Here is a 20,542-nt window from a genome sequence, read left to right as displayed (position 1 = left end):
GGTTCCCCCATGGCAGGCGAGACCGTCATCACGGTCGTCGGCAATCTTGTCGACGACCCCGAGCTGCGCTTCACCCCCTCCGGTGCGGCGGTCGCGAAGTTCCGTGTCGCGTCCACCCCCCGCACCTTCGACCGCCAGACGAACGAGTGGAAGGACGGCGAGAGCCTGTTCCTGACCTGCTCGGTCTGGCGTCAGGCGGCGGAGAACGTCGCCGAGTCGCTCCAGCGAGGCATGCGCGTCATCGTGCAGGGCCGGCTGAAGCAGCGGTCCTACGAGGACCGTGAGGGTGTCAAGCGCACGGTCTACGAGCTGGACGTCGAGGAAGTCGGCGCCAGCCTGCGCAACGCCACGGCCAAGGTCACCAAGACCACCGGCCGCGGTGGCCAGGGCGGCCAGGGTGGTTACGGCGGCGGTGGCGGTGGCGGCCAGGGTGGCGGCGGCTGGGGCGGCGGCCCCGGTGGCGGCCAGCAGGGCGGCGGCGCTCCCGCCGACGACCCGTGGGCGACAGGCGCTCCCGCCGGTGGCAACCAGGGCGGTAGCGGCGGCTGGGGTGGAAACTCCGGCGGCGGCGGCGGTGGCGGCGGCTACTCGGACGAGCCCCCCTTCTAGGGGCGGGTTCGCACTCACACTTCTTGATCACACAGGAGAAACACCATGGCTAAGCCGCCTGTGCGCAAGCCGAAGAAGAAGGTCTGCGCATTCTGCAAGGACAAGGTCACGTACGTGGACTACAAGGACACGAACATGCTGCGGAAGTTCATTTCCGACCGCGGCAAGATCCGTGCCCGCCGCGTGACCGGCAACTGCACGCAGCACCAGCGTGACGTCGCCACGGCTGTGAAGAACAGCCGTGAGATGGCGCTGCTGCCCTACACCTCCACCGCGCGATAAGGGAAGGGTGACCGACTCATGAAGATCATCCTCACCCACGAGGTCTCCGGCCTCGGTGCCGCGGGCGATGTCGTCGACGTCAAGGACGGTTACGCTCGCAACTACCTGATCCCGCGGAAGTTCGCTATCCGCTGGACCAAGGGTGGCGAGAAGGACGTCGAGCAGATCCGTCGGGCTCGCAAGATCCACGAGATCCAGACCATCGAGCAGGCCAACGCTGTGAAGGCCCAGCTCGAGGGTGTCAAGGTCCGTCTGGCCGTTCGCTCCGGCGACGCCGGTCGTCTCTTCGGTTCCGTCACGCCGGCCGACGTCGCTTCCGCGATCAAGGCCTCCGGTGGCCCCGAGGTCGACAAGCGCCGCATCGAGCTCGGCTCGCCGATCAAGACGCTGGGCGCTCACGAGACGTCCGTGCGTCTGCACCCCGAGGTTGCCGCCAAGGTCAACATCGAGGTCGTCGCGGCCTGAGTGCCGCGTCTGCTGCAGCAGTAAGCGAAGGGGCCGCACCCTGGAGGGTGCGGCCCCTTTCGTGTCCGTTGGGCGCCTGCATACCGAGGGGCGTCCTTGTTTCACGTGAAACGCCGCGTTCGTGGAGCGCGCCGTGTTTCACGTGAAACAGGCAGCGTTTCACGTGAAACGGTCAGCGGGTCGCGCCTGTGACGATCCAGCGCCCCGAACGTGCACGGATCCACAGCGTCAGCATCCGCACGGTCATCATCAGCGTCATCGTCGCCCAGAGGGCAGTGAGCCCACCGCCCAGTACGGGGACCAGCAAGGCCACCGGCGTGAACACCGCCAGCGTGAGCAGCATGGCCCAGGCGAGGTACGGACCGTCACCGGCGCCCATCAGGACTCCGTCCAGCACGAAGACGATGCCGGAGATCGGCTGGGAGAGGGCGACGATGATCAGGGCGGGCAGCGCCACATCCTTGACCCACGGGTCACTGGTGAACAGCGGCAGGAATGCTGGTCGGGTGATGACCACCAGTACGCCGAGGACGACCCCGACGGCGATGCCCCACTCCACCATGCGCCGGCACGCGTCCCGGGCGCCCTGGGAGTCACCGGCTCCGAGGTACCGACCGATGATGGCCTGCCCCGCGATGGCGATGGCGTCGAGGGCGAAGGCCAGCAGGTTCCACAGGGAGAGGATGATCTGGTGGGCGGCGATGTCGGCGTCCCCGAGGCGGGCGGCGACCGCCGTGGCGATCATCAGGATCGCCCGCAGGGAGAGGGTGCGCACCAGCAGAGGCACACCGGCTTGTGCAGACGCCCTGATCCCGGCGGCATCCGGGCGCAGCGAGGCGCCGTGCTTTCGCGCTCCTCGCAGAACGACCGCGAGGTAGACCGCGGCCATGCCGCACTGGGCGATGACGGTGCCCCACGCGGAACCGGTGATCCCCAGACCGGCGCCGTAGACAAGCCCGGCGTTGAGGGCGCCGTTGGCGACGAAGCCGGCGATGGCGACGTAGAGCGGGGTCTTTGTGTCTTGCAGGCCGCGCAGGACGCCGGTCGCCGCGAGGACGACGAGCATGGCCGGTATGCCGAGCACGGAGATACGCAGATACGTGATCGCGTAGGGGGTTGCCGCGTCCGAGGCGCCGAAGAGGTCCACGAGGTGGGGTGCCGTCGGCAGTGCGACGGCGGCGACGGCGGCGCCGAGGAGCAGAGCCAGCCAAATACCGTCCATGCCTTGTCGGATGGCGGCTTGCAGGTCGCCCGCTCCGACACGACGGGCAACCGCCGCTGTTGTGGCGTAGGCGAGGAAGACGAAGACGCTCACGGCGGTCATCAGCAGGGCCGAGGCGATGCCGAGGCCGGCGAGTTGGGCCGTGCCCAGATGGCCGACGATGGCGGTGTCGGTCATGAGGAAGAGGGGCTCGGCGACGAGGGCGCCGAAGGCCGGAAGGGCCAGTGCGACGATCTCGCGGTCGTGCTGTCTCCGGCCGGCTCGGCGGCGCACGGGGGCCTGTGTCATGTGCACCAATCTAATCGTCCACAGGTAAGAGATGCAAAGCTTTTACGACCCTTACGTTCCGTCCTGGGGTGCGCACTGCTGTGCACTGTTCGAGGCGATCTTGGTCCGGTTGGGGAAGTTTTTCTTCTGCACAGCCCGTGGACGGCGAAGTCGCAGGTCAGGATGGTTCCTCTCGGGAAGGGCGTCGCTTGTTCACAGGCCTGTCCACCGGGTCGTGCACAGGTTTCGCGGAGTTCTCCACAGCATCTGGGCCGTCGTCCACATGGCCTGTGGATAACCAGATTGGCTGACGGTGCCGAGGGGCCTACGGTAGTCCGGCGCCCGCTCCGTCCGCCGGTTCTCGAAACGCTACAAAACCGGCGCGTGCCAACCGGAGTTGGGCCTCTTATTTGTCAGTGCCGTGCCGTAGAACAGAGGGGCACGGCTAGGTCTGCTTCGGCGGACGGGAGGAGGTGGCTCGGTGAGCATTTCCGAGCCCTTGGACGACCCGTGGGCCGACAGCGGGCCCAGCGATCGTCTACCCGCTTCCCGTCGGCGGGGTGACGGAGCCCGGGGCCGCGACGAACAGCACGAGCGCGGCAGGGACAACGGGGCGTGGGACGGCGGATCGGCCCCGTCGTTCGAGCGGGTTCCCCCGCAGGACATCGACGCCGAGCAGTCCGTCCTCGGCGGCATGCTCCTGTCCAAGGACGCCATCGCCGACGTCGTCGAGATCCTCAAGGGCCACGACTTCTACAAACCGGCCCACGAGACGATCTACCAGGCCGTTCTCGACGTCTACGCCAAGGGCGAGCCGGCCGACCCCATCACGATCGCGGCCGAGCTCACCAAGCGCGGCGAGATCAACAAGGTCGGCGGGGCCTCGTACCTGCACACCCTCGTCCAGACGGTGCCCACGGCGGCCAACGCGGCGTACTACGCGGAGATCGTCCACGAGCGGGCCGTCCTGCGCCGCCTGGTCGAGGCCGGAACCCGCATCACGCAGATGGGATACGCGGCCGACGACGACGTCGACGAGATCGTCAACCGTGCCCAGGCAGAGGTCTACGCGGTCACCGAGCAGCGCACGAGCGAGGACTACCTGCCGCTCGGCGACATCATGGAGGGCGCGCTCGACGAGATCGAGGCCATCGGCTCGCGCAGCGGCGAGATGACCGGCGTGCCCACCGGGTTCACCGACTTCGACTCGCTCACCAACGGTCTGCACCCCGGGCAGATGATCGTCATCGCGGCCCGTCCCGCCATGGGCAAGTCGACGCTGGCCCTGGACTTCGCCCGGGCCGCGTCGATCAAGCACAACCTACCCAGCGTCATCTTCTCCCTGGAGATGGGGCGCAACGAGATCGCGATGCGTTTGCTGTCCGCAGAGGCCCGCGTCGCCCTTCACCACATGCGGTCCGGCACCATGACGGACGACGACTGGACACGTCTGGCGCGCCGGATGCCCGAGGTCTCGTCCGCACCCCTCTACATCGACGACTCTCCGAACCTGTCGATGATGGAGATCCGTGCGAAGTGCCGTCGGCTGAAGCAGCGCAACGACATCCGGCTCGTGATCATCGACTATCTCCAGTTGATGCAGGCCGGGGGCTCCAAGCGCTCCGAGAGCCGTCAGCAGGAGGTCTCGGACATGTCCCGGAACCTCAAGCTCCTGGCCAAGGAGCTGGAGGTTCCGGTGATCGCGCTCTCCCAGCTCAACCGTGGTCCCGAGCAGCGCACGGACAAGAAGCCGATGGTGTCCGACCTGCGTGAGTCGGGCTCCATCGAGCAGGACGCCGACATGGTGATCCTTCTGCACCGCGAGGACGCGTACGAGAAGGAGTCGCCCCGCGCGGGCGAGGCGGACATCATCGTGGGCAAGCACCGAAACGGCCCGACGGCGACGATCACCGTCGCCTTCCAGGGCCACTACTCGCGGTTCGTGGACATGGCGCAGACCTGATCCGCCCCGACCTCACCGGCCCTGCCCCCGAATGTGCTCGACGAGGGGATGTCGGGCCAGGTGGACTGGGCCCATGACGACATCTCAGGGAGAACTGCTTCCCGGCACGCGTCGCGCTCTGCTGCACCGTATCGCCGTCGCACAGGCCGAAGGGCGGGCCCCATCGCTCGTCGCGGCCGTCGTGCGGGACGGGACGACGGTGTGGACCGGCGCACGGACCTCGGTGGACGGGCACGCGCCGGACGAGAACGTGCAGTACAGGATCGGTTCGATCACCAAGACCTTCACGGCTGTTCTCGTGCTGCGGCTGCGCGACGAGGGCGCACTGGATCTCGGGGACCCACTCGAGAAGCATCTGCCGGGCACCGGTGTGGGGGAGGCGACCGTCGCCGAGCTCCTCGCGCACACAGGCGGGCTGGCGGCCGAGACGCCGGGGCCCTGGTGGGAGCGCAGTCCCGGATCCCTGCGGCCCGAGCTCGCCGACGTGCTGGGCGAGCGGCCTCTGCTGACCTCGCCGGGCCGCCGGTTCCACTACTCGAACCCGGGCTATGCCCTGCTCGGCGCGCTCATCGAGAAGCTCCGCGGGGCTCCCTGGGAGGACGTGCTTCGGCGTGAAGTACTCGAACCCCTGGGGCTGCATCGCACGAGCACACGACCGCAGGCACCCCATGCGGGCGGCTGGGCCGTTCATCCCTGGGCCGATGTGATGCTTCCCGAACCCACCGAGGATCTGGGTCGCATGGCTCCGGCAGGTCAACTCTGGTCGACGACGGGTGACTTGGCGCGGTTCGCGGTCTTCCTGGTCAACGGCGACGAGCGGGTGCTGAGTGCCGAGTCGCTGCGGGAAATGAGGACACCGGCCGCGCCTCACGAGGCGGCGGACGTGGCGAGCGGCTACGCCTACTGCCTGGGCATGGAGATCCGGCGACGGAACGGACGGTCCCTCGTCGGACACACCGGTTCGCTGCCCGGTTTCCTCGCGTGCCTCATGATCAGCGTCGAGGACGACGTTGCGGCGATCGCCCTGGCCAACTCCACGTCGGGACCGCTGCTGTTCTCCGTGGCCGCCGACCTGGTCCGTATCGTCGCCGAGGCGGAGCCGCGTATCCCGGCACCGTGGAAGCCGCTGCGTGAGGTCGACCCGTCGTTGCTGGAGCTGACGGGGCAGTGGTACTGGGGGACGCACGCCTTCGCGCTGCGGCTGACGGCCGACGGGCTGGTCTCGCTCGGGCCGCTGACCGGCGCCGGCCGTCGCTCGCGGTTCCGCCCGAACGGTGACGGCGCATGGACGGGACTGGAGGGCTACTACGCCGGCGAGCTCCTGAAGGCCGTACGGCGGCCGGACGGGTCCGTGAGTCATCTGGACCTCGGCTCGTTCGTATTCACGCGTCAGCCGTACGACGAGGGGGCTCCTGTGCCGGGTGGTGTCGATCCCGAGGGATGGCGCGGCATCAGTTAGGTGGTGAGATGCGTGGGCGCCCTGTTTCACGTGAAACAGGGCGCCCACGCACACCAGTCACAACTGGAGTTTGAAGCCTGTGTGGGAGGCCGTGAACCCGAGCCGCTCGTAGAAGCGGTGAGCGTCGGCGCGGGTCTTGTCGGAGGTCAGCTGGACCAACTGGCACCCCTGGCCCCGGGATTCTTCGATCGCCCACTCGATGAGCTCGGTTCCCAGGCCGCTGCCGCGCTCGTCCGCGTGGATGCGCACCCCTTCGACGATCGACCTGGTCGCGCCGCGTCGGGAGAGTCCGGGAACGATCGTGAGCTGGAGCGTGCCGACGACCCTGCCCTCCCTGACCGCCACCACCAGGCGCTGGTTCGGGTCGGCGCTGAGCCGCTCCAGCGCGGACAGGTACGGGGCGAGGTCGTCCGGTGACTCGCGCTGTGCGCCCAGTGGGTCGTCCGCGAGCATTCCGACGATCGCCGGCACGTCGTCAGCGACGGCGGCACGTATTTCAAGATCTCCCATGGCCGCACCCTACGCAGAGACAGTCGCGTGCGGAGAGGTGATCACGCAGGGGCGTGTTCTAGGCGGGCACCGGAGCCTTCAGTGTCTCCACGACCCGGACCAGAGGGGCCAGCTCGGGGTTCTTCGCCGCTTCGTCGAGGGCCTCGCGCAGGGCGGCGTCATTGGTCGGCCGGGCCGCTTCCAGCAGCTCAAGACCTGCCGCGGTGACGTTCGTGTAGATGCCCCGGCGGTCGGTGGGGCACAGGTAGCGCTCCAGGAGACCGCGGTCTTCCAGCCGGGTGACCAGGCGTGTGGTGGCGCTCTGACTGAGGACGACCGCGTCGGCGACCTGCTTCATCTGCAGATGCCCGCCGTCTCCGTCGTGCTGCCTGCTCAGCACATCCAGCAGGGAGTACTCCCGCGCGCTGAGGTCGTGCCCGGCCTGCAGGGCGCGCTCGATGTGGGCCTCGATCCTCCCGTGGAGCAGGGAGAGGGCGCACCAGCTCTGGGCGAGAGCGGTGAGCGCGGGGTCCGTCGCTGTCATTGGCGTTTCCTCCGTCCCGGAGCGGCTGCCACCCAGGATAGAGCACGACCGCAATTGACGGCGGTTGCCTATAGCCCGCGTGTGCAACTATTGTGGACGCACGCAAAGCGCTCCTGCAATCGTCTGGGAAGGTAACCCCTCCATGCCTCTCGCGCTTCTGGCCCTCGCGATCGGGGCCTTCGGGATCGGAACGACGGAATTCGTGATCATGGGCTTGCTGCCCGAGGTCGCCGGCGACTACGGGGTCTCCATCCCCACGGCCGGATACCTGGTGACCGGCTACGCGCTCGGCGTCATGTTCGGCGCCCCGCTGATGACCGTGCTCGGCACCAAGATCTCCCGCAAGCGGATGCTGATGCTGCTGATGGGCCTGTTCATCGTCGGCAACCTGCTCTCGGCATTCGCCCCGGCCTTCTCCGTCATGCTGATCGGGCGGATTGTCGCCTCGCTGGCCCACGGCGCCTTCTTCGGCATCGGCTCGGTCGTCGCGGCCGACCTCGTCGCCCCGGACAAGAGGGCCGGAGCCATCGCGATGATGTTCACCGGTCTGACCGTCGCCAACGTGGTGGGCGTTCCGCTGGGCACGCTGGTCGGGCAGTCCGTCGGCTGGCGGGTGACCTTCGGCCTCGTCGCCGCCCTCGGTGTCATCGGTCTGGCCGGCATCGCCCGGCTCGTCCCCGACATGCCCAAGCCCGAGGGCGTGCACCTGCGGCACGAGCTGGCCGCGTTCAAGAACGTGCAGGTCCTGCTCGCGATGGCCATGACCGTCCTCGGCTTCGGCGGAGTCTTCGCGGCCATCACCTACATCGCGCCGATGATGACCCACGTCGCAGGCTTCGCGGACGGCTCCGTCACCTGGCTGCTGGTCCTCTTCGGCCTCGGCATGGTCGGCGGCAACCTCGTCGGCGGCAAGTTCGCCGACCGTGCCCTGATGCCCATGCTGTACGTCTCCCTGGGCGCCCTGGCCGTCGTCCTGGCGCTGTTCACCCTCACCGCCCACGACAAGCTGCTGTCGGCGATCACCGTCGTGCTGATCGGCGCCCTGGGCTTCGCCACCGTCCCGCCGCTCCAGAAGCGGGTCCTCGACCAGGCGCACGGTGCCCCGACGCTGGCCTCCGCCGTGAACATCGGCGCCTTCAACCTCGGCAACGCGCTGTCCGCATGGCTCGGCGGCCTCGTGATCGCGGCCGGCCTCGGCTACACCGCCCCCAACTGGGTCGGTGCCGCCCTGGCAGCCGGGGCACTGGTCCTGGCGCTGCTCTCGGCCGCCCTGGAGCGTCGTGCCGCTGGCTCCAGCACCGTCGTCACGGGGTCCGCGCCGGCCGAGCGGCGGGCCGCTGCCCACCACTGAGCAACCGGATCGCCCGACGCACCCCACGATCCGGCCCTACCAGCAAGTCCTCCAGGAGAACCCCCTCATGAGCACCACCACCGCTGTCGCCCCGCTGTCCACCCAGGACGCTGACGCCCTCGTCACCGCTGCCCACCGTGCCGCGGAGGCCGCAGGCGTCACCGTCAGCGTCACCGTCCTGGACGCGGGCGGCCATCTGCTCGCCTTCCGGCGGGACGACCGCGCCGTACTGATCTCCGGCGAGACCAGCACCCGCAAGGCCTACACGGCCCACCAGCTGAACGCGCCCACTGCCGACCTGGTCGACGCGGTACAGCCCGGTGGTCTCTTCCACACGCTGCCGACCGCGCTCGACCGCCCCCTGCTGTTCATCGCGGGCGGTGTGCCGGTGCAACGCGATGGCCGCCTGATCGGCGCGATCGGCGTCGGCGGCGGTGCCCCGGAGCAGGACCACGGCTTTGCCACGGCCGCCGTGGAGGCCCTCGCCTGACCGGGCTCTTTCAGCGCGAGGCCCCTCAGTGCGGCGACGCCGGCTCCCCGATCCCGGGGAGCCGGCGTCGCCGTATCGAGACGCGTCAGCCCGCCGCGACCGTGACCGGCGCGAACCGCCGGGTCCAGTCTCCGGGCAGCTCGGTGATTCCGTACGACATCACCGAGTTGAAGGCGACGGACTCCAGGCCGCGGTCCTTCACCCACGCGAGGAGCTCCTCGTGGCGCACGTCGATGTCGGTGCGCAGGGGGCGGTCGGTGTGGGCGGCGAGGGAGGCGATCAGCGCTTGGGCCACCGGCGTGTCGCGTGCGATGAGCGGGCCGACGACGTGGGTGTCCATGTTGGGCCAGGCGGCCGCGTACCCGATGATCCGCCCGCCCTCCTCGGCCACCCGCAACTGATCGGCGAAAGCGGGGAGTCGGGTGACGATGTGCGTGCGGTCGGCCCCGAACACCTGCTCGTCGAGGCGGAGGATCGCGGTGAGGTCCTCGGCAGTGGCGGCCCGGGTGGCGACCCTCGGCTCCGGTCCACCGGGAGTGAAACGCCCGGTGACCATCTCGGCCCGTCCGGTGACCTTGAACCCCAGTTCCTCGTAGAGGGGGCGGCCGTTCGGCGTCGCGTGCAGGGTGAGGGGCGTGGTGCCCCTGGCGGAGACGACGTGACGCATCAGGCGACGTCCCACACCCTGCCGTGCGTGCCGTCCGGCGACCAGGACCATGCCGATCGCGGCGAGGGAGGGGTTCTGGGGCCCGTACTCGGTGACGACGCAGGCGCTCACGAGACCGCCGTCGGGGTCATCGATGCCGTAGCCCGTCCCGGCCGTGAGGAGGAAGCCCCACTTGTGCTCCTCCCGTGGCCACCCCCGGTCCTCGGACAAGTCGGCGCAGGCGGCTTGATCGCGGAGCGTCAAACGGCGGATGGGCAATGAGACAAGGGAAGGAGTCGACACGCAGGTCAGGCTGTCTGACCCGGGCCCCTGGCGTCCACCTCTTTCAGAGGAGTCATGCGAGCTTTTGGCCAGTTGTCACCGCCCGCACACGTCGCGGACCACCGCTGCGTGTTTCACGTGAAACACGTGAGAACACCGGATGTCCGATCGAGGCGTTGAACGGGGTCTTCTTGTCCAATATTTGACGGACTTGAAGATTCGCCGCGTGCCCGTATTCGTGACGAGGAGAGGGGGGACTTGTGTGCGAGGCGGTGGCCGGTAGGGTCGACTCCGGTTCGCATCCGGGATGGGACGCCCCGCCCCGTGTGGGCCGAGCGCAGGGCAAAGCAGCCTAACGGGACGGAGAGATCGAAGACCCGCGTTTCCGGGTATGCGACGGAAACGTCCTGACGAGTGGGAAGCTCGATGAGAGTTACTGCGGCCAATGTCACACTCTCGCCTTACTTGTCCGTACGGAGCCGTAATACGGGTTGAATGTGGCCGCATTGGCCGCGACAAGGATGGGAACGCAGACCGTCCACGGGGGAAAGCAGGCACCTTCCGACTGGGGAAGTGCGCAGACCGACCGAAAGATGCTCGAGGCGAGGCACACCATGGACGCTCCGACCACCACGTCGGCCGACAACGGCACTTCTGGCGGCGGGGGCGGCTGGTTCACACCCCGCAAGAACCCGACGACGGCGCCGGACAGCGACGCCGGAACCGCAGACAGGCCGGCAGAAGGGCGTCGACCGGCCGCGATACGCCCGGTGGGCAGGCCCGGGGCCGCCCCGGAAGCACCGGCGGACGACACCCCCACGGCCCCCGCCGGCGCGAGCACCGGTGCGCCGGACCAAGGGCGTGAAGCTCCGGAGTCGATACCCCGGTCCGCCCCTCCCGCCGCACAGCACGCCCCGACCCCCGCGGCATCGAGCCTTGCCACCGACACGTCGCCGGGCCCCGTACCGACAGCGCTCACCCCGACGCCCTTCGCCTCCACCGTGGCTCCGCCGCCCACGACTGCCGCCGAGGAGCATGTTCCCGCCCAGCGGCCCGACCCGGTGCCGCCCGCAGAAGAGGCCACCCCCACGCCGGCCGAAGCGGGGTCCCCGGACGCTGTCCTCATTCGCCGCGCCATGGCCGAGGTCGCCCCGGTCTCCGACAAGGTGACGTCGTACTTCTACGCCCTGCTCTTCGTCCGCCACCCCGATCTGCGGTCGCTGTTCCCGGCCGCGATGGACACCCAGCGGGACCGGCTGCTCAGGGCGCTGCTCACGGCCGCCGAACACATCGACAACAAGGACGTCCTCGTCGACTACCTGCAGAACCTCGGCCGGGGCCACCGGAAGTACGGCACCCGGGCCGAGCACTATCCGGCCGTCGGCGAGTGCCTGATCGGCGCACTGAGCAAGTACGCCGCCGGGGTCTGGAACCCTGAGATGGAGGCGGCCTGGGTCCGCGCCTACACCACGATCTCCCAGGTCATGATCGACGCGGCGGCCGCGGACGCACTGCGCGCCCCGGCCTGGTGGTACGCCGAGATCGTCACGCACGACATGAGAACTCCGGACGTCGCGGTCGTCACCGTCCGACCCGACCAGCCGTACCCCTTCCTCGCCGGGCAGTACACCAGCCTGGAGACGCCCTGGTGGCCCCGGATCTGGCGGCACTACTCCTTCGCCTCGGCGCCCCGCTCCGACGGTCTGCTGTCGTTCCACGTGAAGGCCGTCCCGGCGGGCTGGGTCTCCAACGCCCTGGTGCACCGCGCCCGCCCCGGCGACATCATCCGGCTCGGTCCGCCCGCGGGTTCCATGACTGTGGACCACACCACCGACAGCGGCCTGCTCTGCGTGGGCGGTGGCACGGGCATAGCGCCCATCAAGGCCTTGGTGGAGGACGTCGCCGAGCACGGCGAACGCAGGTCCGTCGAGGTCTTCTACGGGGCCCGCACCGACCACGACCTGTACGACATCGACACCATGCTCCGCCTCCAGCAGACCCATCCGTGGCTCTCGGTCAGAGCGATCATCGACCAGCAGGCGAACCAGCAGTTGCCGGACGCCGTACGCGCCTACGGGCCGTGGAACGAGTTCGACGCCTACCTCTCGGGCCCGCCCGGGATGATCCGCAGCGGTGTGAACGCCCTGCGGGACAGCGGCATCCCGTCGGACCGCATACGGCACGACTCCGTAGAGGAACTGGTCGCTGCCGGAAGCTGACCCGCGTCTCAGCCCAGGTCGGGCGCATGCATCGCCAGGACGCCCTCGATGTTGCCGTCCAGGTAGTGCCGCAGCGACAGCGGGACGAGATGGACGGACGCGATCCCGACCCGGGTGAAGGGCACGCGCACGATCTCGTACTCGCCGACCGGCGCGTCGACTTCGGGGCCGTGGCGCAGGGACGGGTCCATGGACTCCAGACGGCAGACGAAGAAGTGCTGCACCTTCACGCCGGTCGCGCCGCCGTCCTCCCCGATGTGCTCCATGGTGTCCACGAAGCAGGGCACCACATCGGTGATCTTCGCGCCGAGTTCCTCGTACACCTCGCGGTGCAGGGCGTCGACGACGGTCGAGTCGCTGGGTTCGACTCCACCGCCAGGGGTGATCCAGTAGGGATCCACACCCGGCTTGGTGCGCTTGATCAGGATCAGGTCGGCACCGTCCAGCAGAATGGCGCGGGCGGTGCGCTTGACCACGGGTCGGACGGTCATGAGTGAAATGTGGCCCGGCTGGTTCCACGTGAAACATCGCGAAATGTCACCGGCCGAGCTCCCAGAGTGAAGTGCGCTCCCGAGCGCCCCGGCCGGTCGGTCGAAGCCGCCCCTGAGGGCCCCTGCGCGAGTCGGCCGAGGTCGCGCCTTGGGGGCCTCAGCACCAGTCGCCCCCAGCCACGCCTGGGGGCCTCAGCACCAGTCGGCCGAAGCCTGCTGCAACCACTCGTGAGCCCGCGCGATATGGGGCATGGCGAGCGTCCCGGTGCGGACCACCAGGAAGTACGTGCGCAGCGGTGGCACGGCCGGTTCGTACAGGGCGACGACATCGCCCCGCTCCAGCGCCGCGGCGCAGAGGTAGCGGGGCAGAACCGCCAGCCCGGCGCCCGCGACCACGCAGGTCAGGACCGCACGCAGGTCGGGGACGATCACGGTGCCCGGGACGGCCGGAGGCGAGTCGAAGACGGAGGCCCAGTAGCGGGAGACGAACGGCAGCGACTCGTGCACCTCCACCACAGGCATCTTCTCGAGGGCCGGTTCCGGCCTGCGGTCCGGCTCACCGGTGCCGGTCTGCTCGGCCCAGCGCGGGGCGGCGACCAGGACGTGCTCCTCGTCGCAGAGCGCAGTCGCCGTGAGCAGGGCGCCGCGCGGCTGGGCCGTACTGATGGCCAGATCATGATGCCCGGCGGAGAGCCCCTCCAGTGTTTCCTCGGCGGTCCCGAAGGACGCGCGCAAGGCGAAGCCCTGTCCGTCCTCGCCGGTCAGCTCGGTGAGGGCGGGCAGGGCTCGTTCTGCCGTGAACTCCGGTGGACCTGCGAGGTGCAGCGTCCGTAAGGAGGAGTCGACGTCGAGGCCGGTCTCGGTGATCTCCACCAGGGCGTCGAGATGGGGTGCGGCCTTGTGAGCGAGTTCGTCGCCGATGCTCGTCGGGGTCACGCCTCGGGCCTGTCGCAGGAACAGGGGGCGGCCCAGCTGCCGCTCCAGCGTCCGTATCTGCGAGGTGACGGCAGGTTGGGAGAGACCGAGCAGTGCGGCGGCGCGGGTGAAGGAGCCGGCCCGGTGCACGGTCACGAAGGTCCGCAGCAAGGCCAGATCCACCGCACACACTCCCTCTTCGGCCCCCGCTCCGGTACCCGGCCGCGCTCAACTATAAATAAGTCGATAGGTCTCTGTCGCTACTGTGATTGGACACTGACAGAGAGTCAACTAGCCTTGGTCGCGCGGTTCTTGCGCGCGGAACCGGGGGACGGTCCGAGCCACGAGGGGGGAGGCTCGGACCGTCCGTGACGATGGTCAGGCGGTCGACGTGTCCAGCGCCCGCAGCACATCCGCCACCAGGTCCTCCGGATCCTCGGCACCGACCGACAGGCGGATGAAGCCCTCCGGCACCGCGTCCCCGCCCCAGCGTCCACGCCGTTCGGCGGTGGACCGCACCCCGCCGAAGCTCGTCGCGTCGTCCACGAGCCGCAGCGCGTCGAGGAAGCGGTCGGCACGCTCGCGTGTGGGCAGCGTGAACGACACCACGCACCCGAAGCGCCGCATCTGGCGCGCGGCGATCTCGTGCGAGGGGTCGTCGGGAAGCCCCGGGTATCGCAGTCCCGTCACCTCGGGCCGCTCGCGCAGCGCCTCGGCGACCGCCAGGGCCGTTGCGCTCTGCCGGTCGACCCGCATCTGGAGCGTCGCGATCGACCGGTGCGCGAGCCAGGCCTCCATGGGCCCGGGAATCGCGCCGACGATCTTGCGCCAGCGACGCACGGCGGCCATGGCCTCGGCGTTCCGGCCGACGACATAGCCCAGGAGGACGTCACCGTGACCGGTGAGCTGCTTGGTGCCACTGGCCACCGAGAAGTCGGCGCCGAGCTCCAGCGGACGCTGGCCGAGCGGTGTAGCGAGGGTGTTGTCGACGGCCACCAGGGCACCACGCGCGTGTGCCGCATCGGCGAGCCGCCTGATGTCGCACACGTCGAGCCCGGGGTTCGACGGGGTCTCGATCCACAGCAGCCGTGCACCGTCGAGGACGTCCAGCTGGGCGTCGCCGCCCGTCGGCGCGGTGCGCACCTCGATGCCGTACGCCTCCAGCTGCGCGCGGACCAGCGGCAGCGCCTGGTAGCCGTCGTCGGGCAGGACGCACACGTCGCCGGTGCGCAGCTGGGAGAAGAGCACCGCCGAGATCGCGGCCATGCCGGAGGCGAAGACGAGCGTCTCGACACCGTCCTCGCCGGGCGCCTCCAGCTCCCCGACGGCGTGTTCCAGCAGCGTCCAGGTCGGGTTCTCGTCGCGGCCGTAGGTGTAAGGGCCGGTCGGGTCTCCCGGCAGGTGGAAGTGGGCGGCGAACACCGGGCCGGGCAGCGTGGGCTCGTGCTTGACCGGCTCGGGCAGCCCGGCCCGCACCGCGCGCGTACCGTCTCCGCCGCCCACGGCCGACTGGCCCGCGGCGCCCGCCACCTCGTCAGCGGCGCCCGCCACCTTGTCCGCGGCGCCCCTTGCGGAATCCCTCATGCCGCCTGTCCCTCCACGTCCTCGCGCACTGCGGCGAGCAGACCGACGCTCGCCGCCTCCACCATCTCAAGACACTCCTCGAAGCCGTCCATGCCCCCGTAGTAGGGGTCCGGTACGTCGAGGTCGTCGCCGGCGGCGGGGTCGTACGAGCGCAGCAGCCGCACCTTCTCCGCGTCCTCCTCCGTCGGCGCGAGCCGGCGCAGGGCCCCGAGGTGGCCGGAGTCGAGGGCGATCACCAGGTCGAGGCGGGAGAACCAGGACGACCGGAACTGCCGGGCCGTGTGGCCGCCGTCATAGCCGTTGTCCTCCAGGACGGCCACCGTACGCGGGTCGGCCCCGTCGCCCTCGTGCCAGCCACCCGTGCCGGCGCTGTCGACCTCCACCAGCTCGTCGAGACCCGCCTCCGCCACCCGCGCGCGGAAGACGATCTCGGCCATCGGGGAACGGCAGATGTTGCCCGTGCAGACGAAGCAGACCCGGTACGTCATGTCCGCTCAGTCCCCGTCGGGCAGCACGACGTGCAGCGCCCAGGAGACGACCGAGATGATCAGACCGCCCACGACGGCCGTCCAGAAGCCCTCCACGTGGAAGCTCAGGTCGAGGTTGTCCGCCAGCCACGAGGTGAGCAGCAGCATCAGCGCGTTGACGACCAGCGTGAACAGACCGAGCGTCAATATCAGCAGTGGCAGGCTCAGGAGCTTGACGACCGGCTTGACCAGAAAGTTCACCAGACCGAAGAGCAGCGCCACGATGAGCAGGGTGCCGATCTCCTTGCCCGTGCTGTCGCCGGTCAGGGTGATCTTGTCGAGCAGCCACACGGCGACCGCCAGGGCGCCCGCGTTGGCGATCGTCTTGACTAGGAAATTCATCATGTGTCTGATCGTGGCAGACCTGATCGGACGCGGGCACAAGAGGCAGGGGCGGACAAGGCGATGAAGGCATTCCGGCTGGATGAACTGGAGGCGGAGCGCGCCGCCAACGAAGGCGCCTACCTGCAGTTTCTGCGGGAGCAGAACATGTCGGTCGGCTTGTACGCCCTCGACGCGGGCGAGCAGGATCCACAGAAGCCGCACAATCAGGACGAGGTCTACTTCATCGTGAGCGGCCGTGCGGCGATCACCGTCGGTCTGGAGACGACCCAGGTGGCGCGCGGCAGCGTGATCTACGTGCCGGCGGGCGTCGCCCACAAGTTCCACCACATCACCGAGGACCTGAGGGTGCTGGTGGTGTTCTCTCCGCCCGAGAGGTGACGGGCCGCCTCAGGGTTCCCTAGGGGTTCGGTCAGGGGAGGACAAGGGGTGCGAGGCGCCCGTTCGACCCCCTCCCGGACCTAGCATCGAGTGCAGGACATCAGAGATCCAGAAGGACCGACAGGACCCGGCACTCGAACGGGCGGAGAGGTAAGGACGAGGGCGATGCGAGAGATCTTCACGGGGCTGCCGTGGTGGGTGAAGTGGATCGCGGTGCCGGTCATCGCCCTGGTCGTGTTCGGCGGGCTGATCGCCAGTGTGGTCGGGTTCGTCATCGGACTGCTCTTCAAGGTGCTGGTCTTCGTGGCGCTGGTCGGCGGACTGATCTACGTCGTACGGAAGTTCACGTCGAGTTCCTCGTCGCGCAGCGACTGGTGAGACGCGTGGGAAACCGGTGGGGGTAGCGGGAAACGCCTGGAATCACCGGTTCCCTCGGGCGAGGGAAGTTTTCCGGCGGGGCCGTCTGTACGCGGTGACAGGCGAATAGAGTCCGGAACTCGACGCGGGGACTTCCCCGCGAGCGGCATTCACCCCCACCCGTGTTCCTCCGCACGGGCTGCCCCCTCGCGCTTCGGGAGAGCCCCCTTGGTCCCGGCTGACACCGCCCCCGTCCACCTCCGTACCGTCCCCGCGCAACCTCGCTCGGCGGCACCTTCCGGGCCACCACCCTCCTCCGCACCACCGCCTCCGCCGACTCTCATCGGATCCGTGCAGCGCGCGATGCGCCTGCTGGAGACCGTCGCCGGGCACGAGTACGGTGCTCCCGCCAAGCAACTGGCCCGCGAGACCGGGCTGGCACTGCCCACCACGTACCACCTGTTGCGCACGCTCGTGCACGAGGGCTATCTGCGCCGGGACAAGGGCCTGTTCTTCCTCGGTGCGGCCGCCGAGCGGCTGAGCAGCAGCGGAGCGCGGCAGAAACGTCGCAGCACGGTCGTCGACGCGCTCGCCCACTGGCGGGACGTCCTGGGCGTGCCCGTGTACTACGCGGTCTACCGCGAGGGCGAGATCGAGGTCATGTGCGTCTCCGACAGTCCGGGCACCCCGGCGGTCGAGGAGTGGGCCGACTTCCGGGAGACCGGGCACGCGCACGCCATCGGCCAGTGCCTGCTGTCCCAGCTGGACGAGGAGGCCCGCCGGGACCACCTCGACCGCTACCCGGTGCAGCCCCTCACGCCGTACACGGTGCGCGACAACCACAGCCTGCTCCGGCGCCTGGAGCGGATCCGGCGCATGGAACCGGTGACCGAGCGTCAGGAGTACGCCCTGGGCACGGTCTGCGCCGCGATTCCGCTCACGCTCGGCACCACGGCAGCGACGATGGCGATCTCACTCCCCGCACACCAGGCCGATCGGTTGCTGCCCGCGGCCCGGCAGTTGCAGGCCGAGATCGGGGCACGGCTCGGCTCGCTCGCGCTCTGTATCAGTATGTGAAAACTCACTCCTTGTGATCTGCTGTGTACGTTCAGCAAGATTCCACCAAGTGTCAGAGGTTCGTTCCCGGCCAGTCACGGCGAATGACGGGGTTATCGATGCGCGAGTCCGTACAAGCAGAGGTCATGATGAGCTTTCTCGTGTCCGAGGAGCTCTCCTTCCGCATTCCGGTGGAGCTGCGCTATGAGTCCAGTGATCCCTATGCCGTTCGGCTGACGTTCCATTTGCCCGGTGATGCCCCAGTTACATGGGCTTTCGGGCGGGAGTTGCTGATCGACGGTGTGGGCCGGCCGTGCGGGGAGGGCGATGTGCGGGTCACGCCCGTCGACCCCGACGCGCTGGGCGAGGTGTTGATCCGGCTTCAGGTGGGCAGTGACCAGGCGTTGTTCCGGTCGTCGACGGCACCGCTCGTCGCTTTTCTCGACCGCACGGACAAGCTGGTGCCGCTGGGACAGGAGGGCTCGCTCGCCGACTTCGACGCGCACCTCGACGAGGCGCTGGACCGCATCCTCGCCGAGCAGGGCGCTGGTTGAGACATGGGCCCGGCGGCACGGTGGAGTAACGCTTCACCGGATGCCGCCGAACCGTGCAGGAACGCTTCTTCCTGCGATCTTCGTATGACCGGGCGATCTTCTCGCGGGTTGGGCGACCTCAGCGCTTGCGGCGCCGGCCCCTTCCCCCGCGCGCGGTGACGGCAGAGGCTTCCACAGCCGGCTCCGTGCCGGGGCGGTCGGCGGAGACCACCAGCGCCGCCAGAGCCGTGGTGACCGGCACCGAGGCGACCAGGCCGATCGAACCGACCAGCGTGCGCACGATCTCCTCCGCGACCAGCTCGCTGTTGGCGACCGTCCCCACACTGCTCTGCGCGATCGAGAACAGCAGCAGGAGCGGCAGCGCGGCACCCGCGTAGGCGAGGACGAGCGTGTTGACGACCGAGGCGATGTGGTCGCGGCCGATCCGGATGCCCGCGCGGTAGAGCCCGCGCCAGCCCATCGAGGGGTTGGCCTCGTGCAGCTCCCAGACCGCCGAGGTCTGCGTGACCGTCACGTCGTCGAGCACGCCCAGCGAGCCGATGATGACGCCGGCGAGCAGCAGACCGCTCATGTCGATCGTCGGGTAGAGGCCGTGGATCAGCCCGGTGTTGTCGTCGGTGTTGCCGGTCAGGGCCGCCCAGTCGATGAACACCGAGCCGAGGACGCCGATCAGCAGCAGCGAGATGAGGGTGCCCAGCACGGCCACCGATGTCCGGGCGGACAGGCCGTGGCACAGGTACAGGGCGATGAGCATGATGGCGCTGGCGCCCACCACGGCCACGACGAGCGGGTTCGAGCCCTCCAGGATCGCCGGCAGGATGAAGAAGTTCAGCACCATGAAGCTGATCGCCAGCGCGACCAGGGCCATGACGCCCCGCAGCCGTCCGACGACCACGACGGCGATCGCGAAGATGCCGGCCAGCAGCCCCATGGGCAGACGGCGGTTGATGTCGGTGACCGAGTACTGCAGGTCCTTCGGCGCCGAGGGCTCGTAGGCGACCACGACCTCCTGGCCCTCGTGCAGCTGGCGGGACTGGTCGGGCTGGACGATCTCGGTGAACGTGCGGCCCTTGTCGTCGCCGCTGTCGACCCGGATCGTCGCCCGCTTGCAGGTGCCCTTCTCCTGCTGCACCGCGGAGGAACCCTCGGCGGTGGAGGTGTCGCCGGTTGGCGGGACGCCCGAAGCGCCGGCCTCCTTGCAGCTCACCTCGACCACCTTGGTGACCGTGGCGTCCTGAGTCTGCCGGTCGAAGCCGACGCCGGTGCGCTCGTGCGACGGAGCGCCGCCCGGCCACAGCACGGCGAGACCGACCAGGACCGCCGCGGCGAACGGGATCAGGATCGCCGCGATGACCTTGCGCAGATGCCGGGAGACGGGCGTGGCCGGACCGTGGTTGTGGCTGTGGGAGTGCCCGTGCCCGCCACCCGGGGCGGGACCGGGTCCGTTCCCGTCACCCGGGGCGGGACCGGGTCCGTGCCCGTGTCCGTCGTCCCCGCCGTGACCGTGTCCGTCGCCCCCGCCGTGACCGTGCCCGCCACCTCCACGGGGCCCTGAACCGTACCCGCCACCGGGGCCCTGGCCGGGCCCCTGCCCACCGGCGGGACCGCCAGAGCCACCGTGGCCACCGGACGGCCCGGCACCCTGGCCTCCGCCGGAGTCCGGCCCGTACTCACCACCGGAGCCGGGACCGAAACCCGCGTCACGCCCGTACCCCAGCCCGGGGCTCTGCCCTCTGCTCGGCCCGTGCCCGGCCGGGGCGGCGAAATCATGGCCGTCACCACGGTCGTTGCCGCTTCCGGCGCCGGATCCGCGGGGCGGCTCGGGCGGTGGGTAGGGGGGACGCTGCGTCGTGGTCACCGCCCGATCATCGCAAGAACGAGGGGGGCCCTCTGTTCACCGCGCCAGAATTGCCGCTAGCGTGGAGGCACCTTTTGTACACGCGGGAGCTCGGAGCACCGGGCTGAGAGGGCGCTGACCTCCGTCCCAGCGATGTTTCACATGAAACATCGCCGGACTCGAGTGATGTTTCACACGAAACGTCGCCGG

At 69.5% G+C, this 20,542-nt stretch carries 22 protein-coding genes; 12 read left to right on the top strand and 10 right to left on the bottom strand.

Going from position 1 to position 20,542, the window contains the following annotated elements; translation table 11 throughout:
- The first annotated feature begins 9 nt into the window (after positions 1–9).
- From IE153_RS16790 to rplI, 3 genes are read left to right on the top strand one after another with little or no spacing between them, the layout of a single operon-like run.
- Positions 10–609 (top strand): single-stranded DNA-binding protein, encoded by a 600-nt coding sequence (locus IE153_RS16790; protein WP_189590490.1) that lies wholly within the window; start codon positions 10–12, stop codon positions 607–609.
- Between the two features lie 45 nt (positions 610–654).
- Entirely contained in the window at positions 655–891 is a 237-nt protein-coding gene (rpsR, locus tag IE153_RS16785) for a 30S ribosomal protein S18 (protein WP_003949403.1), read from the top strand.
- A gap of 18 nt (positions 892–909) precedes the next feature.
- Positions 910–1,356, top strand: a complete 447-nt coding sequence (rplI, locus tag IE153_RS16780; RefSeq protein ID WP_030847101.1) for a 50S ribosomal protein L9 — start codon at positions 910–912, stop codon at positions 1,354–1,356.
- 172 nt (positions 1,357–1,528) lie between these two features.
- Here the strand turns inward: rplI and IE153_RS16775 are convergent, their stop codons facing one another.
- Positions 1,529–2,866, bottom strand: a complete 1,338-nt coding sequence (locus tag IE153_RS16775; protein ID WP_189590489.1) for an MATE family efflux transporter — start codon at positions 2,864–2,866, stop codon at positions 1,529–1,531.
- Positions 2,867–3,326: 460 nt separating this feature from the next.
- On the opposite strand from IE153_RS16775, the gene dnaB reads away from it, so the two are divergent.
- Both dnaB and IE153_RS16765 read left to right on the top strand, forming a co-directional pair.
- Entirely contained in the window at positions 3,327–4,808 is a 1,482-nt protein-coding gene (dnaB, locus tag IE153_RS16770; protein WP_189590488.1) for a replicative DNA helicase, read from the top strand.
- Positions 4,809–4,881: 73 nt separating this feature from the next.
- Positions 4,882–6,267, top strand: coding sequence for a serine hydrolase domain-containing protein (locus IE153_RS16765; protein ID WP_189590487.1), 1,386 nt, complete (start codon positions 4,882–4,884; stop codon positions 6,265–6,267).
- 57 nt (positions 6,268–6,324) lie between these two features.
- On the opposite strand, the gene IE153_RS16760 is transcribed toward IE153_RS16765, so the two are convergent.
- Positions 6,325–6,777 (bottom strand): GNAT family N-acetyltransferase, encoded by a 453-nt coding sequence (locus IE153_RS16760; RefSeq protein WP_189590486.1) that lies wholly within the window; start codon positions 6,775–6,777, stop codon positions 6,325–6,327.
- A gap of 58 nt (positions 6,778–6,835) precedes the next feature.
- Positions 6,836–7,300 carry a MarR family winged helix-turn-helix transcriptional regulator gene (locus tag IE153_RS16755; RefSeq protein WP_030849956.1) on the bottom strand — a complete coding sequence of 155 codons (465 nt, stop codon included), beginning with the start codon at positions 7,298–7,300 and terminating at the stop codon, positions 6,836–6,838.
- A 142-nt stretch (positions 7,301–7,442) separates the two neighbouring features.
- Here IE153_RS16755 and IE153_RS16750 point away from each other — a divergent pair, with 142 nt between their 5' ends.
- Both IE153_RS16750 and IE153_RS16745 read left to right on the top strand, forming a co-directional pair.
- Positions 7,443–8,651 carry an MFS transporter gene (locus IE153_RS16750; protein ID WP_189590485.1) on the top strand — a complete coding sequence of 403 codons (1,209 nt, stop codon included), beginning with the start codon at positions 7,443–7,445 and terminating at the stop codon, positions 8,649–8,651.
- 67 nt (positions 8,652–8,718) lie between these two features.
- Entirely contained in the window at positions 8,719–9,141 is a 423-nt protein-coding gene (locus tag IE153_RS16745) for a GlcG/HbpS family heme-binding protein (RefSeq protein WP_189590484.1), read from the top strand.
- Between the two features lie 85 nt (positions 9,142–9,226).
- Here IE153_RS16745 and IE153_RS16740 read toward each other — a convergent pair whose 3' ends face one another.
- A complete protein-coding gene (locus IE153_RS16740; RefSeq protein WP_189590483.1) occupies positions 9,227–10,090 on the bottom strand; it encodes a GNAT family N-acetyltransferase in 864 nt (287 codons plus the stop codon).
- 593 nt (positions 10,091–10,683) lie between these two features.
- Between IE153_RS16740 and IE153_RS16735 the strand changes: the two genes are divergently transcribed.
- Positions 10,684–12,288: a globin domain-containing protein gene (locus tag IE153_RS16735; RefSeq protein ID WP_189590482.1), complete on the top strand. Its 1,605-nt coding sequence runs from the start codon at positions 10,684–10,686 to the stop codon at positions 12,286–12,288.
- Positions 12,289–12,296: 8 nt separating this feature from the next.
- On the opposite strand, the gene IE153_RS16730 is transcribed toward IE153_RS16735, so the two are convergent.
- From IE153_RS16730 to IE153_RS16710, 5 genes are all read right to left on the bottom strand, one after another.
- Positions 12,297–12,779 (bottom strand): NUDIX domain-containing protein, encoded by a 483-nt coding sequence (locus tag IE153_RS16730; RefSeq protein WP_189590481.1) that lies wholly within the window; start codon positions 12,777–12,779, stop codon positions 12,297–12,299.
- 192 nt (positions 12,780–12,971) lie between these two features.
- Positions 12,972–13,877 (bottom strand): LysR family transcriptional regulator, encoded by a 906-nt coding sequence (locus IE153_RS16725; RefSeq protein ID WP_189590480.1) that lies wholly within the window; start codon positions 13,875–13,877, stop codon positions 12,972–12,974.
- Between the two features lie 195 nt (positions 13,878–14,072).
- Positions 14,073–15,278, bottom strand: a complete 1,206-nt coding sequence (locus IE153_RS16720) for a cystathionine gamma-lyase (RefSeq protein ID WP_229829018.1) — start codon at positions 15,276–15,278, stop codon at positions 14,073–14,075.
- Positions 15,275–15,766: a low molecular weight protein-tyrosine-phosphatase gene (locus tag IE153_RS16715; protein WP_189590479.1), complete on the bottom strand. Its 492-nt coding sequence runs from the start codon at positions 15,764–15,766 to the stop codon at positions 15,275–15,277. The genes IE153_RS16720 and IE153_RS16715 overlap by 4 nt, the downstream gene beginning before the upstream one ends.
- Positions 15,767–15,772: 6 nt before the next feature.
- A complete protein-coding gene (locus IE153_RS16710; protein ID WP_189590478.1) occupies positions 15,773–16,150 on the bottom strand; it encodes a phage holin family protein in 378 nt (125 codons plus the stop codon).
- Positions 16,151–16,210: 60 nt separating this feature from the next.
- On the opposite strand from IE153_RS16710, the gene IE153_RS16705 reads away from it, so the two are divergent.
- The 4 genes from IE153_RS16705 to IE153_RS16690 all read left to right on the top strand — a co-directional run bounded on the left by IE153_RS16705 (position 16,211) and on the right by IE153_RS16690 (position 18,495).
- Positions 16,211–16,528, top strand: coding sequence for a cupin domain-containing protein (locus IE153_RS16705; RefSeq protein ID WP_097217849.1), 318 nt, complete (start codon positions 16,211–16,213; stop codon positions 16,526–16,528).
- 165 nt (positions 16,529–16,693) lie between these two features.
- Positions 16,694–16,906 (top strand): DUF5326 family protein, encoded by a 213-nt coding sequence (locus IE153_RS16700; protein WP_020271174.1) that lies wholly within the window; start codon positions 16,694–16,696, stop codon positions 16,904–16,906.
- A gap of 321 nt (positions 16,907–17,227) precedes the next feature.
- Positions 17,228–17,962, top strand: a complete 735-nt coding sequence (locus IE153_RS16695) for an IclR family transcriptional regulator (protein WP_268251810.1) — start codon at positions 17,228–17,230, stop codon at positions 17,960–17,962.
- A gap of 98 nt (positions 17,963–18,060) precedes the next feature.
- Positions 18,061–18,495 (top strand): SsgA family sporulation/cell division regulator, encoded by a 435-nt coding sequence (locus IE153_RS16690; protein WP_030849994.1) that lies wholly within the window; start codon positions 18,061–18,063, stop codon positions 18,493–18,495.
- Positions 18,496–18,613: 118 nt separating this feature from the next.
- Here the strand turns inward: IE153_RS16690 and IE153_RS16685 are convergent, their stop codons facing one another.
- Complete coding sequence (locus IE153_RS16685) at positions 18,614–20,353, bottom strand: YibE/F family protein (protein ID WP_189590477.1); 1,740 nt, start codon at positions 20,351–20,353, stop codon at positions 18,614–18,616.
- Positions 20,354–20,542 lie beyond the last annotated feature (189 nt).

The organism is Streptomyces massasporeus (assembly GCF_014648995.1).
In the GTDB taxonomy this organism is placed as follows: Bacteria; Actinomycetota; Actinomycetes; order Streptomycetales; family Streptomycetaceae; genus Streptomyces; species Streptomyces massasporeus.
Note: the sequence above shows the minus strand (reverse complement) of the source record. Positions and strands in the feature narration are given on the sequence as shown.